This is a genomic window from Pseudalkalibacillus salsuginis, from assembly GCF_021646685.1.
GTDB lineage: Bacteria > Bacillota > Bacilli > Bacillales > Fictibacillaceae > Pseudalkalibacillus > Pseudalkalibacillus salsuginis.
In genome coordinates, this window is sequence record NZ_JAKJHW010000004.1 from 49,165 (window position 1) to 63,952 (window position 14,788).

General features: G+C 42.4%; 13 protein-coding genes. All 13 read left to right on the forward strand.

Annotated features, from left to right (window positions below; all coding sequences use genetic code 11):
* The first annotated feature begins 8 nt into the window (after nucleotides 1-8).
* The 13 genes from rsmH to L1611_RS12160 all read left to right on the forward strand — a co-directional run bounded on the left by rsmH (nucleotide 9) and on the right by L1611_RS12160 (nucleotide 14,664).
* Nucleotides 9-941: a 16S rRNA (cytosine(1402)-N(4))-methyltransferase RsmH gene (gene rsmH, locus L1611_RS12100; protein ID WP_236313467.1), complete on the forward strand. Its 933-nt coding sequence runs from the start codon at nucleotides 9-11 to the stop codon at nucleotides 939-941.
* A gap of 17 nt (nucleotides 942-958) precedes the next feature.
* Nucleotides 959-1,321 carry a cell division protein FtsL gene (ftsL, locus tag L1611_RS12105; RefSeq protein WP_236313469.1) on the forward strand — a complete coding sequence of 121 codons (363 nt, stop codon included), beginning with the start codon at nucleotides 959-961 and terminating at the stop codon, nucleotides 1,319-1,321.
* 16 nt (nucleotides 1,322-1,337) lie between these two features.
* The gene (locus L1611_RS12110) at nucleotides 1,338-3,542 is read left to right on the forward strand and encodes a penicillin-binding protein (RefSeq protein ID WP_236313471.1); all 2,205 of its coding nucleotides are present in this window, start codon (nucleotides 1,338-1,340) and stop codon (nucleotides 3,540-3,542) included.
* A 66-nt stretch (nucleotides 3,543-3,608) separates the two neighbouring features.
* The gene (locus tag L1611_RS12115) at nucleotides 3,609-5,543 is read left to right on the forward strand and encodes a stage V sporulation protein D (protein ID WP_236313480.1); all 1,935 of its coding nucleotides are present in this window, start codon (nucleotides 3,609-3,611) and stop codon (nucleotides 5,541-5,543) included.
* Nucleotides 5,544-5,748: 205 nt separating this feature from the next.
* Nucleotides 5,749-7,215 carry a UDP-N-acetylmuramoyl-L-alanyl-D-glutamate--2,6-diaminopimelate ligase gene (locus L1611_RS12120; protein WP_236313483.1) on the forward strand — a complete coding sequence of 489 codons (1,467 nt, stop codon included), beginning with the start codon at nucleotides 5,749-5,751 and terminating at the stop codon, nucleotides 7,213-7,215.
* Nucleotides 7,216-7,278: 63 nt separating this feature from the next.
* Nucleotides 7,279-8,250, forward strand: coding sequence for a phospho-N-acetylmuramoyl-pentapeptide-transferase (gene mraY, locus L1611_RS12125; protein ID WP_236313485.1), 972 nt, complete (start codon nucleotides 7,279-7,281; stop codon nucleotides 8,248-8,250).
* The gene (gene murD / locus L1611_RS12130; protein WP_236313494.1) at nucleotides 8,251-9,603 is read left to right on the forward strand and encodes a UDP-N-acetylmuramoyl-L-alanine--D-glutamate ligase; all 1,353 of its coding nucleotides are present in this window, start codon (nucleotides 8,251-8,253) and stop codon (nucleotides 9,601-9,603) included.
* Between the two features lie 78 nt (nucleotides 9,604-9,681).
* Entirely contained in the window at nucleotides 9,682-10,782 is a 1,101-nt protein-coding gene (gene spoVE, locus L1611_RS12135; protein WP_225065479.1) for a stage V sporulation protein E, read from the forward strand.
* 205 nt (nucleotides 10,783-10,987) lie between these two features.
* Nucleotides 10,988-11,890: a UDP-N-acetylmuramate dehydrogenase gene (gene murB / locus L1611_RS12140; RefSeq protein ID WP_236313499.1), complete on the forward strand. Its 903-nt coding sequence runs from the start codon at nucleotides 10,988-10,990 to the stop codon at nucleotides 11,888-11,890.
* Between the two features lie 229 nt (nucleotides 11,891-12,119).
* Nucleotides 12,120-12,908 (forward strand): cell division protein FtsQ/DivIB, encoded by a 789-nt coding sequence (locus tag L1611_RS12145; protein WP_236313501.1) that lies wholly within the window; start codon nucleotides 12,120-12,122, stop codon nucleotides 12,906-12,908.
* Nucleotides 12,898-13,593, forward strand: a complete 696-nt coding sequence (locus L1611_RS12150) for a DUF881 domain-containing protein (protein WP_236313503.1) — start codon at nucleotides 12,898-12,900, stop codon at nucleotides 13,591-13,593. The genes L1611_RS12145 and L1611_RS12150 overlap by 11 nt, the downstream gene beginning before the upstream one ends.
* 8 nt (nucleotides 13,594-13,601) lie before the next feature.
* Nucleotides 13,602-14,303: a DUF881 domain-containing protein gene (locus L1611_RS12155; protein WP_236313505.1), complete on the forward strand. Its 702-nt coding sequence runs from the start codon at nucleotides 13,602-13,604 to the stop codon at nucleotides 14,301-14,303.
* Between the two features lies 1 nt (nucleotide 14,304).
* A complete protein-coding gene (locus L1611_RS12160; protein ID WP_236313506.1) occupies nucleotides 14,305-14,664 on the forward strand; it encodes a small basic family protein in 360 nt (119 codons plus the stop codon).
* The last annotated feature ends 124 nt before the right edge of the window (nucleotides 14,665-14,788 follow it).

Below are 14,788 nucleotides of genomic sequence, written 5' to 3' on the forward strand. Positions count from 1 at the left end.
GGACAGTTATGTTTGAGCATGAAACAGTATTGAAACAAGAAGCAATCAAAGGACTGAACATTAAAGGAAATGGCATCTATGTGGATTGTACCCTTGGGGGAGCGGGCCATACAGAAGAGATTTTAAAACGGCTCACTTCTGGATATGTTTATGCATTTGATCAGGATTTTCACGCAATCAAGCATGCCGAAGAAAGATTGGCAAAGTACGAAGGTAAGTTCAGTATCATAAGATCTAATTTCAGAAATCTGAAGCAAGAACTCATTGAAAAAGGGATTAGTGGTGTTGATGGGATTTTATTTGATCTTGGTGTCTCTTCTCCACAATTGGACGAAGCAGACAGGGGATTCAGTTATCATCAAGACGCCCCGCTGGATATGAGAATGGATCAGACGAGTGAACTGACCGCGTTCCATGTAGTGAATGAATGGTCGTACGAACAAATTGTCTCGATATTATTCAAATATGGAGAAGAAAAATTCGCGAAATCAATCGCAAGGAAAATCGAAGCACATAGGGAACGGGAACCAATTCAAACGACTGGTCAATTGGTGGAAATCATAAAAGAGGCGATACCCGCAAGAGCGCGACGAAAAGGTGGACATCCTGCCAAAAGGACCTTCCAGGCCGTTCGGATAGCTGTCAATGATGAGCTGAATGCTTTTGAAGAGGCTTTATGGGATGGAATCGAAATGTTGAATCCAGCGGGAAGAATCTGTGTCATTACCTTTCATTCGCTTGAAGACCGGTTATGCAAGAAAGTCTTCAAGGAAGTGAGCAGTGAACCGGATTTGCCGCCAGGGATGCCGGTTATTCCGGAGGAGTACCAACCGAATATGAAGTTGGTTACACGGAAACCAATTACTCCAGAATCTGGAGAACAAGAGAACAATAGAAGAGCGAGATCGTCGAAATTACGAATCGCTGAAAAGAGAAAATAGAAAGGGGAATAGGGAGTATGAGCAATCTTGCCCATCAAGTACAGAACAAACCGAACCATGTTCAAAATCCACAGTCACAACCTGATGTCATCACACGTAAAAGATCGAAAATTACTAAAGGGGAGAAAGTCCTGTGGGCGTTCGCTGCTTTAATGTTGGCAGCGGCTTCGATCTTCATCATTTCGAACTATGCCGAAATGTACACTGTAAATAAAGAAATCCAAGTAATGGAACAGAACATCGATCAACATAGCAAACAAGTGGATGATTTGGCCCTTGAAAAGTCAGAACTCAGCGAACCATTAAGGATCATAAACTTTGCAGAACAGAGGTTAGGCATGAAGTTCGACGATAAAAATATAAAAGTAGTAAACAATTAGTTTAGGTGTGGTTTGAATGATAGAGAAAAAGAATTCGAATATTAATAAAGGAGCAGTGATTCTATCTTTGATATTTGTCCTGCTCTTTTTCTTTTTGATTGGGCGCTATTTTTATTTAGGTTGGACAGGTCAGGCAGAGGGTGTCGATCTTGAAAAAATGGCGGATGAACAGTGGACAAAGACAGCTTCTCTTGATGCAAACAGAGGGACGATTTACGATCGTAACGGTAAAGCGATCGCTGAAGATATTCCTTCCTACACGGTCATCGCCGTCCTGAACGAAGATTACAAGAATCATATAAAGGATCCTGCTGAGGCAGCTAGTAAACTTGCCCCTATCCTCGGTATGACTGAATCTAGATTGACAGATCTGATGAGCAAAGAAGGACTATTCCAGGTAGAACTTGGTCCAGGGGGGAAAAAGATCAGCCATTCCAAAATGGAAGAAATCAAAGCATTGGATATCAGCGGGATCGATTTCCAACGGCATACGAAACGGTATTATCCGAACCAGGATTTCGCTTCCCATATACTTGGGTATACTTCCAACAATGAGGAAGGGGTCAGGACAGGGCTGATGGGATTGGAAAAATACCTCGATGAGTATTTGCAGGAAGAGGATGGTTCCTTAAAATATAAAAGTGACCGATACGGCTATAAATTACCTGATCCAAAGGAAGTCATTAATGAGCCGAAACATGGGTCAAGTGTCTACTTGACTATTGATGAAAAAATCCAATTATTCCTAGAGCAAGCAATGAACAATGTTGAAAAAGAATATGATCCAAAGCGGATGATGGCGATCGCAGCAGATCCAAAAACGGGTCGGATCCTTGCAATGTCCAACCGCCCAAGCTTCAATCCGAATACAAGGGATATCACAAACTATACGAACTTCGCTATCGGATCAGCCTTTGAACCAGGTTCGACTATGAAGGTATTCACCCTTGCAGCTGCGATTGAGGAAGGCGTCTATAATGGGAACGACAAATACAAATCGGGAGTATACAAGACAAAATATAGCAGGGTTAGGGATCATAACAATGGGAAAGGATGGGGGACGATTACGTATGATGAAGGCGTAAGAAGATCCTCGAATGTAGGTTTTTCGAAAATAGCCAAAGAGCAGCTAGGATTTGATAAGTTGCATGAATACTTGACAGAGCGGTGGCAGTTCAATCAAAAAACAGGTATTAATATTCCTGGAGAAGCCAGCTCGAAAATACAATATCAAAGGGAGATAGAAAAATTAGCTACAGCTTTTGGTCAAGGTACTTCCATTACCCCGATCCAACAGATCCAAGCAGCAACAGCAATCGCCAATGGCGGGAAGATGATGAAACCGTTTGTCATCGATAGAATTGTAGATAAGAATAGCGGTGAAGTGTTGAAAAATTCCAAACCACAGGTAGTTGGAAACCCGATTTCTGCAGACACCTCCAAAAAAGTCCGTGAACTTCTAAGGTCTGTTGTAACCGATGGAACCGGGAAAAACTATAACCTTGAAGGCTACGAAGTAGCGGGTAAAACGGGGACTGCTCAGCTCTATGAAAACGGAAAATTGATGCGAGGCCATGACAATTATATTTTCTCTTTCTTAGGAATGGCACCGGCCGATGATCCGAAGTTATTGGTCTACGTCGCAATCGATCGACCGGATTTGGATGATGAGGCTTATGAATCAGGATCTGTACCTGTATCGAAGGTTTTCAATCCAGTCATGCAAGGTGGACTTCAATATTTGAATATCACTCCTGATGAAACACAAGAGAAAAAAACAACGGAGAAGACTTCAAACAACCTTAAACTTGATGATTTTGAGGGACAATCTTCCATTGGGGTAAAAAAGGAATTAGAGGAAAAAGGAATGAATGTGCAAATCCTCGGAGAAGGTGATCGTATCATCAGCCAAGCACCATACGCGGATACGATGATTCTTGAAGGTGAACAAGTCTTCCTGCGGACGGAAGGAAAAGTGAAAATGCCGGATCTCACTGGGATGTCCCGATCTGAAGTCATGCATCTTGCTCAAGTGCTAGATTTGAAGACGCCAGAATTTACCGGAAACGGGTTCGTTACGATACAAAGTATCAAAAAGGGTTCAATCGTTAAGGAAGGTTCTTCTCTTGTCGTTGAATTAAAGTCTCCACAAGAAGCTTTACAGCAACAGGAAGAAGAAAATGAAAGTGATGGTGAAGAGGAAGAAATAAGGAATAACTGATTTGTTCTAGCTGTTTCTGTACAGGCATATAATGAAACGAGCTCATCTGCCGAGGAGGTTGGACAAGTGCGTGTTTCTAATGTAACTGTACGGAGACGGCTTGTTTTTGTGTTCGTAGCCGGACTCTTATTTTTAGTAGTGATCATGGGTCGGTTAGGTTATGTCCAGTTTGTGAAAGGGGAATGGTTGACAGGATTGGCGCTGGATTCTTGGAGCCGTAATGTCCCGTTTGAACCGAAACGTGGGGAAATCCTTGACCGGAACGGAGTTGCAATTGCGAAGAACATCAGTGCTCCGACTGTGTATGTCGTACCGAAACAAGTAAGGGATCCAGCAGCAACCGCGCAAAAACTGGCAGCGGCATTGGACATCAATGAAACAGAAGTCTATAAGACGATCACCAAAAGGGAATCAATCGTCAATATTTATCCTGGGGGCAGAAAAATTAGTAACCAGAAAGCGAATGAGATAAGGGGCTTCGATCTTCCAGGAGTTTTTATAGCAGAGGATAGCAAACGCCATTATCCGTTTGGGAACTATTTATCCCATGTTCTGGGATTCGTAGGTATCGACAACCAGGGATTGACAGGGCTTGAGCTGCAATATGATGATTATTTGAGCGGAGAAAAGGGACATGTCTCTTTCTATACTGATGTCAGGGGTAATCGGATGCCATCATTATCGGATGAATATGAACCACCGAAGGATGGGCTGGATCTCAAACTTACGATCGACTCGAAAGTCCAGTCGATCATTGAACGAGAGTTGGATATTGCAGAAGCGACCTACAATCCTGACGGTGTCGTTGCTATCGCGATGGACCCGAAAACCGGTGAAATACTTGGAATGTCTTCCAGGCCAGACTATAACCCATCTAATTATCGGGAAGTACCCCAGGAGATCTACAATCGGAATAAACCCGTCTGGAGCACCTATGAGCCAGGTTCCACTTTCAAGATCATTACGTTGGCAGCTGCTTTAGAAGAAAATAAAGTAGACCTCAAAAGGGACACAATCCATGATCCGGGTTCGATTGAAGTAGCGGGTCGGAAGTTGAGGTGCTGGAAAAGAGGCGGCCATGGGAGTGAAACTTTCTTAGAAGTGGTCCAGAATTCATGTAACCCAGGTTTTGTAGTTTTAGGCCAGCGTTTAGGGAAAGAGAAATTGTTCTCTTACATCAATGATTTTGGTTTCGGAGAAAAAACGGGGATCGACCTTCAAGGGGAAAGTAAAGGGATCCTGTTCAACCTTGAACAAGTCGGTCCGCTTGAACTTGCAACGACTGCTTTCGGACAAGGTGTTTCTGTTACCCCGATCCAGCAGGTTTCAGCTGTCGCAGCTGCTGTAAACGGCGGATACTTATATACCCCCTATGTTGCCAAAGAATGGTTGGATCCTTCAACAGGGGAGACAGTAAGTAAAAATAGTCCGAACATGAAACGGCAGGTCATCTCACCAGAAACCTCCAAGGAAGTTCGTGAAACGCTGGAAACTGTGGTTGCACAAGGGACCGGGAAAGGTGCGTTTGTCGATGGATATCGTGTAGGAGGAAAAACTGGTACAGCACAAAAAGCTGTCAACGGCCAGTACTTGAAAGATAATCATATCGTTTCCTTCATAGGTTTTGCCCCTGCTGATGATCCGCAAATCGTCGTCTATGTGGCTGTGGACAACCCGAAAGGAACAGTACAATTCGGTGGGATCGTAGCAGCGCCGATCGTTGGTAACATCATAGAGGACAGCTTGCCTGCAATGGGTGTGCCGAAAAGGAAGGATCAGGTTGAAAAGGAATTGACCTGGTTAGACCAGCCTCTGATCCAAATTCCCGATCTCAAAGGAAAGACAAGGCAAGACATTCATAAAGCATTTTATGAATTGAAGATCGAAACAGTCGGTACAGGTGATACTGTGATCGACCAAGCACCTGCCCCGGGAGTGAAAATGACTGTAGGTTCGACGATTCGTCTCTATATGGGTGACAAAACATCTTCAGAGGATTAGAATGGAACCTAGAGTACTTACTGCATGAACAAGCATATGGATCGTACTGTAGGATTAACAGTGTCAGACATTCTCTTGATCAATCAACAGACCTGAGTAGAGTACTCTGTAAGTTAGACTGTTGAATTGAGAGTGTTTGGCACTTTCCTTTGAAGGTATAGTAATATGAAGAGGGACGAAAAGATAAAAGGATGGATTGTCAGTTATGAAGAAATTGAATGAATTGCTTGAGCACCTATTTGTATATCAATTGAAGAATGAGGGGAATCCCGAAATTACCGGAATTGAGATGGATTCCCGCAATGTTGAAAAAGGAAACCTTTTTGTATGTATAAAAGGGGCGAATTTTGATAGTCATGAATATGTTGACGATGTGGTAAAAAGAGGAGCATCGGTTATTGTAGCAGAAAAAATGGTAGAAACATCTGTGCCTGTCATCCTTGTGAGAGACAGCCGCCATACACTTGCAGTGTTGTCTGATCAATTTTATGATCATCCTACCCATCGATTACAATTGATTGGAGTTACTGGTACTAATGGAAAGACGACGATCACACACATCTTGGATAAAATGTTTCAAGAGCAAAACCAGCGTACTGGTGTGATCGGGACGATTGAAATGAGAATCAACAATCAAACGTATCCAGTCACCAACACCACTCCTGAAGCACCATTCTTACAAAAAGCCTTTGCGAAAATGGTCGATGAAAAGGTAGATGGAGCTTTCATGGAGGTATCCTCCCATGCTTTGGAAATGGGGAGGGTCAGGGGTTGCGACTTTGATATCGCTGTATTCACCAACCTTTCACAGGACCATCTCGATTATCATAAAACGATGGAGCAGTATCTTCAGGCAAAAGGTCTTCTTTTTTCGCAACTTGGAAATACATATGGTAACAAGAAGAAAAAGGTTGCCGTGTTGAATGAAGATGATGCAGCGACAGTGAAATACAAAAAACTCACCGCAGCTCAAATCATGACATACGGAATTGAGAATAACAGTGATGTCATGGCAAAAGAGATTTCAATTACCGGCAGAGGGACCACGTTTCAGCTGCATACATTGAAGGATACCTATGAAATTCAGATGAAGCTTATCGGTAAATTCAGTGTATACAACGTACTGGCTGCGATAACTGCAGGCATAGCAGCTGGCCTTGATGAACAAAAAATGGTTGAATCTGTCGAACGACTTGAAGGGGTTCCTGGCCGATTTGAAGTGGTGGATGCAGGACAACCATACACGGTCATTGTGGATTACGCCCATACACCAGACAGTTTGGAAAATGTGTTGACAACCGTCAATGAGTTTGCGGAAGGCAATGTATCTGTCATTGTCGGTTGTGGAGGGGACCGTGATCGAACGAAACGGCCGATGATGGCAAAAATCGCAGTTGACAATTCAGATCTCGCGATATTCACTTCAGATAATCCTCGGACAGAGGATCCACGGCTTATCCTGAAGGATATGGAATCCGGTGTTGATGAAGGCTCTTATACTTCCATTATCGATCGTAAAGCTGCTATAGAATACGCTATTGAGAATGCTGAAGAGAACGATGTGATTTTGATCGCTGGCAAAGGACATGAAACGTATCAGATCATTGGAAATAATACGATTGATTTCGATGACCGTGAAATAGCACGTGAAACAATTAAAAAACACAACTAGTGGAATTCATCAAACCAATATTGTTATTTATTCAGAAATTATTTACTTGGAGGGGTTATAAGGATGGTATCAGCATTGATTGTTACCCTTCTGGCTTCATTTCTTGTAGCTGTCGTCCTTTCGCCGATTTTCATACCATTTTTAAAGCGTTTAAAATTCGGCCAAAGCATACGCGAAGAAGGGCCCAAATCACATCAGAAAAAATCTGGAACACCGACTATGGGCGGTATAGTCATCATCGTTTCCTTAATATTATCAACATTAGTGATTTCTTGGTATTTTAATCTTCTTACGATCGAAACGATGATTCTATTGTTTGTCACGTTAGGCTACGGAATCATCGGATTCATAGATGATTTCATCAAAGTCGTCATGAAGCGGAATCTAGGTTTGACATCGAAACAGAAGCTGCTCGGACAACTCATTATTGCAATCATCTTTTATGTTGGCATGAGAACAGCTGGGATATCGACTACACTTGCACTGCCTGGAACAGATTGGTCCATCGAGTTAGGTTGGTTCTACTTCATTTTGATCATCGTTATGCTTGTCGGTGCATCCAATGCTGTCAATCTGACAGATGGTCTTGATGGGCTTTTGGCCGGAACTGCTGCCATTGCCTTTGGAGCATTTGCAGTAGTGGCTTCAAGTAAATTTGAAATAGGTATCGCATTGTTTTGTCTAGCTGTCGTAGGTTCCCTTCTAGGATTTCTTGTTTTCAATGCCCACCCTGCAAAGGTATTCATGGGCGATACTGGATCCCTCGCTTTAGGAGGGGCAATAGCAGCAGTTGCAATCCTGATCAAAATGGAACTCCTGCTCGTCCTCATCGGTGGAGTATTCGTCATTGAGACGTTATCCGTCATGATTCAGGTCGTTTCGTTCAAAGCAACAGGGAAGCGTGTTTTCAAGATGAGTCCACTGCATCACCATTATGAATTGAGTGGTTGGAGTGAATGGCGGATTGTCGTTACTTTCTGGGGTGTAGGGCTGTTATTAGCTGCTTTAGGCGTTTATATCGAGGTGTTAAGTTAGATGGAGCGTAAATATGAACTCAATAATAAAAATGTTCTTGTAATCGGACTTGCTAAAAGTGGTTTTGCTGCAGCTAAGGTGTTGATCAAGCATGGTGCCAATGTAGTCGTCAACGATATGAAGGAACTGGAAAAGAATAAAGAAGCGAAAGAACTGATTGCGCATGGAATTGAAGTCCATTGTGGCAGTCATCCCTTATCGTTGTTGGACAAGCCAATCGATTTCATCGTGAAGAATCCAGGAATACCATATGATAATCCCTTGGTTAAGGCAGCCTTAGAAAAGCGGATCCCGATCTATACGGAAGTTGAGCTTGCATCGTTATTGACAGAGGCTGAAATTATCGGTATTACAGGATCCAATGGAAAAACGACAACGACTACTCTATTAGGCCTGATGCTGGAAGGAAGCCCCAAGAAACCTATTGTGGCAGGAAATATAGGTACCGTCCTATGTGAGGTGGCGGACAAGGCGGAGTGGAATGATATTCTGGTAGCAGAGCTTTCAAGCTTTCAATTGATGGGGATCGATTCCTTCAAGCCTCATATCGGTGTACTACTTAACATCTTTGATGCCCATTTGGATTATCATGGAAGCCGTGAGGAGTATGGAAAGGCAAAAGCACGTCTTTTCATGAATCAGACAGAGGATGATTTTTGTGTTTATAATGCAGATGACCAAGAGGTTGCTTCCTTGATTAAAGACGTTAAAAGTACAAAGGTTCCGTTCAGTACAAAACAGTTTTTGAAGGAAGGGGCTTGTCTTAGAGATAACTTCATCATGTATAATGATGAGCCGGTCATCACGATCAAAGAAATAGTGCTGCCCGGAAAACATAGTCTTGAAAATATTTTAGCTGCTACAGCTGCGGCCAAAATAGCAGGTGCTTCTGATCATCAAATCCGAAATACTTTAACCTCATTCAGTGGTGTAAAGCATCGTCTTCAGTACGTGGAAACGGTGGAAGGTGTGAAATTCTATAATGATTCAAAGGCAACCAATATACTTGCTACCCAAAAAGCGATAGCAGCCTTTGAGGATCCATTGATTTTGCTTGCTGGCGGTTTAGACCGTGGAAATGAATTCAATGAGTTGATTCCTTATTTGAAAAACACAAAAGCGTTGATTACGTTTGGTGAAACAGCGCCCAAATTGATGAAGGCTGCTAAAGAAGCAGGAATAAAGGTGATTGAACATGTTGATAATGTTGAAAAAGCCGTTCCTGTTGCTTATGGATATTCCGCCACGGGTGATGTTGTATTGCTGTCTCCAGCGTGTGCCAGCTGGGATCAATATCCTTCTTTCGAACAAAGAGGGGACATGTTTATCGAGGCGGTGCATAAACTTAGGTAAAAGAGGTTGTTCAAATTTGCGACTTTTTGGACACTCTCTGAACAGGACGTTTAATCCTTTAGATTTGGGGTGTCTTGATTGCCTAAGGCTAAAAAAACACCAGACTTCGTTTTGGTTATCGTAACGATGACATTGCTTGCAATTGGAATCATAACTGTATATAGTGCCAGTGCCCAATGGGCAGAAATTCGTTTTGAGGATTCCTTTTTCTTCGCTAAGCGTCAATTGCTTTTCGCCGGATTAGGTGTCATTGCCATGTTCCTTATCATGCAAGTGGATTATTGGAGCTGGTCCAACTGGTCTAAATTGCTTCTCATCGCATGTTTTGTCTTGCTGGTTGCTGTTTTGATCCCTGGTATTGGAATGGTACGCGGAGGCGCAAGAAGTTGGATCGGTGTAGGGGCTTTTTCCATTCAACCTTCAGAATTCACGAAACTGGCAATGATTGCTTTCCTGGCACGGTATCTTTCTTTAAATCAAAAGAGAATCACTTCGTTTAAAAAAGGATTGGTACCTTCGCTGGGAGTTGTCCTCTTTGCTTTTGGAATGATCATGCTGCAGCCAGACCTCGGGACAGGGGCTGTATTAGTAGGAACCTGTATCGTGATGATCTATGTAGCTGGGGCGAGAGTAAGCCATTTTGTCGGTCTAGGCTTCATCGGTCTTCTCGGATTTGTGGCATTGATCATATCAGCACCATACAGGATCAAGAGGATCACCTCGTTTCTGGATCCGTGGAGCGACCCCCTTGGTAGTGGATTCCAAATCATCCAGTCCCTTTATGCGATAGGACCAGGTGGATTGTTAGGTCTAGGCCTTGGGCAGAGCAGGCAGAAGTTCGGATATTTACCTGAACCGCAAACAGATTTCATTTTCGCCATTCTGGCAGAGGAGCTTGGATTTATAGGAGGCTCATTAGTGCTCCTTTTATTTGGCCTATTACTTTGGAGAGGAATCCGTATTGCTTTGGGAGCACCAGATTTGTTCGGAAGTCTTCTTGCGATCGGGATCATCGGAATGATTGCTATCCAGGTCATGATTAACATTGGAGTGGTGACGGGCTTGATGCCTGTCACAGGTATCACACTTCCGTTTCTAAGCTATGGAGGTTCTTCGCTTACATTGATGCTCATGGCGCTCGGCGTATTATTGAATATTAGCCGCTATGCAAGGTATTAGGCTAGACAATAAAACGTGATTCCATTAGACTTTAAAACGTATGAATCAGCTTGGCAGATGCCAAGTTTCTTTTTTTGAAGTTTCGACTGGAAACAACTTTGTTTCCAATGGTGGTCGAAAAATTGATGTATCTATGAACATGTTTAGCTATGTACATGTATGGTGCATATCATAGTATGGAGATATTTAAGGTGGTGTAAGTGAAGTGGAGAATCTAATTCAACAATTAAAAGAAGCTGGAGTAGGAAAAGTACTGAAAAACGAACCACTTTCTAAACATACAACGATAAAAATCGGTGGTCCAGCCGATATCCTCATCGAACCTGATTCGATCGAATCATTAAAGAAGGTCCTGAAAATCGTAAAAGAAAATGATGCCGCATGGACGACAATTGGCCGCGGCTCCAATCTGCTGGTTTCTGACCAAGGTATCGAGGGGGTTGTCATCAAGCTTGGAAAAGGGACGGACCATTTGGAGGAGAAAGGTGAAGAAATCCTTGTCGGCGGGGGTTATTCATTAGTAAAACTATCGACAATCATGAGCAGGAAAGGGATGGCTGGATTAGAATTCGCAAGCGGGATTCCCGGTTCAGTGGGTGGTGCCGTATACATGAACGCAGGGGCACATGGGTCTGATATGTCGCAAATTCTAGCGAAAGCCCATGTCCTCTACGATGATGGTTCAATAGAATGGTTAGCTGCTGAAGACATGGAATTCTCATACCGTACTTCGATTCTGCAGAAAAAACCAGGCATATGCTTAGAAGCTGTCTTGCACCTTAAGCAAGGAGATCGCGAGAGCATTACGGACATCATGCAAAAAAATAAGGATTATCGGAAAGAGACTCAGCCATGGAACCACCCCTGTTGCGGAAGTGTATTCCGTAACCCTTTACCAAACTATGCAGGTGAATTGATCGAAAGCTCAGGTTTGAAAGGAAAAGCGGTCGGTGGTGCACAGATCTCAGAAATGCACGCCAATTTCATCGTCAATACGGGTGATGCGAAAGCTCAGGACGTGATAGACCTGATTGAAATTGTGAAAAAGACAATCAAAGAAAACTACGATATCGACATGGAGACGGAAGTGGAAATGTTAGGCCGCTAGTCTGTCAGGACACGATTTTTGTATCTTTGAAAAATTCTTGTCAGATGCAGAAAAGGTGGATTAATGTACCATTTCAGTGTGTTATAATACAACTAAATAGATGTGTTCTGCAAAGAGTGGACATATGGACGGGGGGGTGACTCCTAATGTTGGTCAGATCAGCATTTCAGACACATATGGGTCACCCCCTTCACTCTTTCTTAGTCCTCGTCAAATGGGGGAAGCCTTCATGAAGAATGAAAAGGTTGCAACAATAGAAGACCGTATACCAAAACTAAAACAACAACGGAAGCAAAAAGCGAACCGCCGAATGATCTTCTATATTTCTTTTTTCTTTATCCTTATCCTTATCATTGTCTATTTCCAGTCACCTTTAAGCAATGTAAAAACAATTGAAATCAAAGGGAATCAATTGATTCCTGAAGATAGAATATTATCACAGCTTGATTTTTCAACAGATACGAGTTATTGGTCGGTTGATCCTGTTCATGTTGAATCACAGGTTCGAAAAATTGTGCAGGTCAAATCGGTGGAAGTTGACAAAGTTCTCCCAAATAAAGTGATCATTACTGTGACCGAGTACGATAAGGTTGCTTTTTTAGAAAACGATGGAAAGTACTTGCCATTACTCCAAAATGGAGAACCTATGCCGCAAGTTTCTAAAGACACTGTTCCATCTAATGCACCGATTTTGGTGAAGTGGGAGGATGAAGATGCGATAAAATTGATGGCTGAAGAGTTGACGAAGCTTTCGGAAAGTGTAAGGTTGAGAATTTCAGAACTTCATCATACGCCACTTGAAAATGATTCGCAGCATATAACGTTATATATGAATGACGGCTATGAGGTTCAATCAAGAATCCCAAATTTCGCAGAATATATGCAATACTACCCTTCTATTGTGGACAAGCTTGATGGTAATTTGGATGGTGTGATCTATATGTCAAAATCACCTAGATTCGAAGCTTTTGATACTGGGGAGGAAGAAGGAGAGGAACAAACAGAGAATGAAGGTTAGGGGAAAGCATGCAATCTACTCGTTAATCTTGCTTGTCACCGGATTCATGATTGCTTTTTCCTATCAATATACGAAAGAGGAAAGAAAGCAACCTACCAATGACCAATGGAAACGGGAAGATCAATTGCGTTCAAGTATTCTTTCCATTCAAAGAGAAAACCGTAATTTGCAGAGAGAGCTTGAAGCAGCCCAGAAAAAAGTAAGTGAAATGGAAGAAGAGATTGCCGATAAAGAAAAAAGGTCATTTAACTTTGTCGAGGAGATCAAAAAGCTGAGGAAAGTGGTAGGACAAGTAGCAGTAGAAGGTCAAGGCATATCTGTCTCGCTTGAAGACAGTTCATACATACCTGATACGGAAAATCCCAATGATTACATTGTCCATGAGGAGCATATCAGAATGGTCATCCATGAGCTGTATGTAACAGGAGCTGAGGCTGTAGCTATCAATGGGCAGCGAATATCGAATACCACTCATATCGATTGTGTAGGTCCTGTTGTAAGTGTGGATGGAGTTAAACATCCAGCTCCATTTGTGATAACCGCAATCGGTGATCCGGAGGTTTTTTCCAATTCGTTAAATTTGACGGGTAATATCACAGACCAATTGGTTAATGATGGTGTTCAAGTACGGATCCAAAAAGAGACGTCCATCGAAATTCCTCCTTTTATCGCTAAGGAAGGGTGACAACGGCCATGAAGAGACGGTTCAAATTCTTTATCATGACAATGATTGTAGGTTTTATGCTTGCAGTGCAGTTTCATACGAACCAGGAACCCATTGTTCGGGATACGAGAGATATCTGGGAACTGAGGAATGATCTTGAGAGCCAAAAAACGATCCAGCAAAAGTTATTTGCTGAAATATACAAGTATGAACAACTGATTGATGAATACTCTAAATCAGGGACAGGTGGACAATTGGAAACTTTAGAAGAAACACTTGCGGATCTAAAAAATGATGCCGGATTAACAGAGATTGGCGGACACGGAGTCGAACTCACCATCGAACCATTATTAAATGATGAAGAATTAGTTGGGAAACCTGCTATTTCCATTCATCCTGAATTATTGAGACGATTGATCAATGAGCTTAATGGTTATGGAGCAGAAGAAATCTCAATTGATGGGGAACGGATTATCAGTACAACACCGATTCGGGAAGTTAATGGTAAGACATATATAAATGATGAGCCTATCTCGCCTCTACCAATCAAAGTCAAGGTTCTTTCCCGTGACTCGGATAAATTACACAAAGAAATGCTTACTTCTCAATCAGGTGAAGATTTCGCTCGTGAAAATCTTCTTTTATCTCCTAAACAAGTTGATCATGTTTCTTTACCGCCATACAGTCATCAAATTCGCGTTAAATTTATGAAAGAGAAGGGGGAGACATGACATGTGGCTGCCTGTTTTAGGTTTACTGATCGGCCTCCTTCTCGGGTTCATGTCGGATTTGCGTATCCCCCCTGAATATACAAGCTACCTGTCTATTGCGGTTTTGGCAGCATTAGACACCTTGTTTGGAGGAATACGTGCCCAGTTGCAAAAAACCTTCGATGACAGAGTTTTTGTCTCAGGTTTTTTCTTTAATATCCTCCTTGCCGCAGGTTTAGCTTTTCTAGGTGTCCATCTTGGTGTAGACTTGTATTTAGCTGCGATTTTTGCTTTTGGTGTCAGGCTGTTCAACAACATTGCGGTTATCCGTCGTCTGCTTCTCACGAAAGGTTCTGAAAATCAACAGGCAGAAAGAAATTAACACAAAAAACTTTTAAAAAATAAAGGGAATGCTTGCTTGATGTTGAATACATTCCTTAAATACGGAAACTATCAGGTATTTTCGTTCTTTTTCACACAAATGACCCAAAAATCTTAAGGAGCTT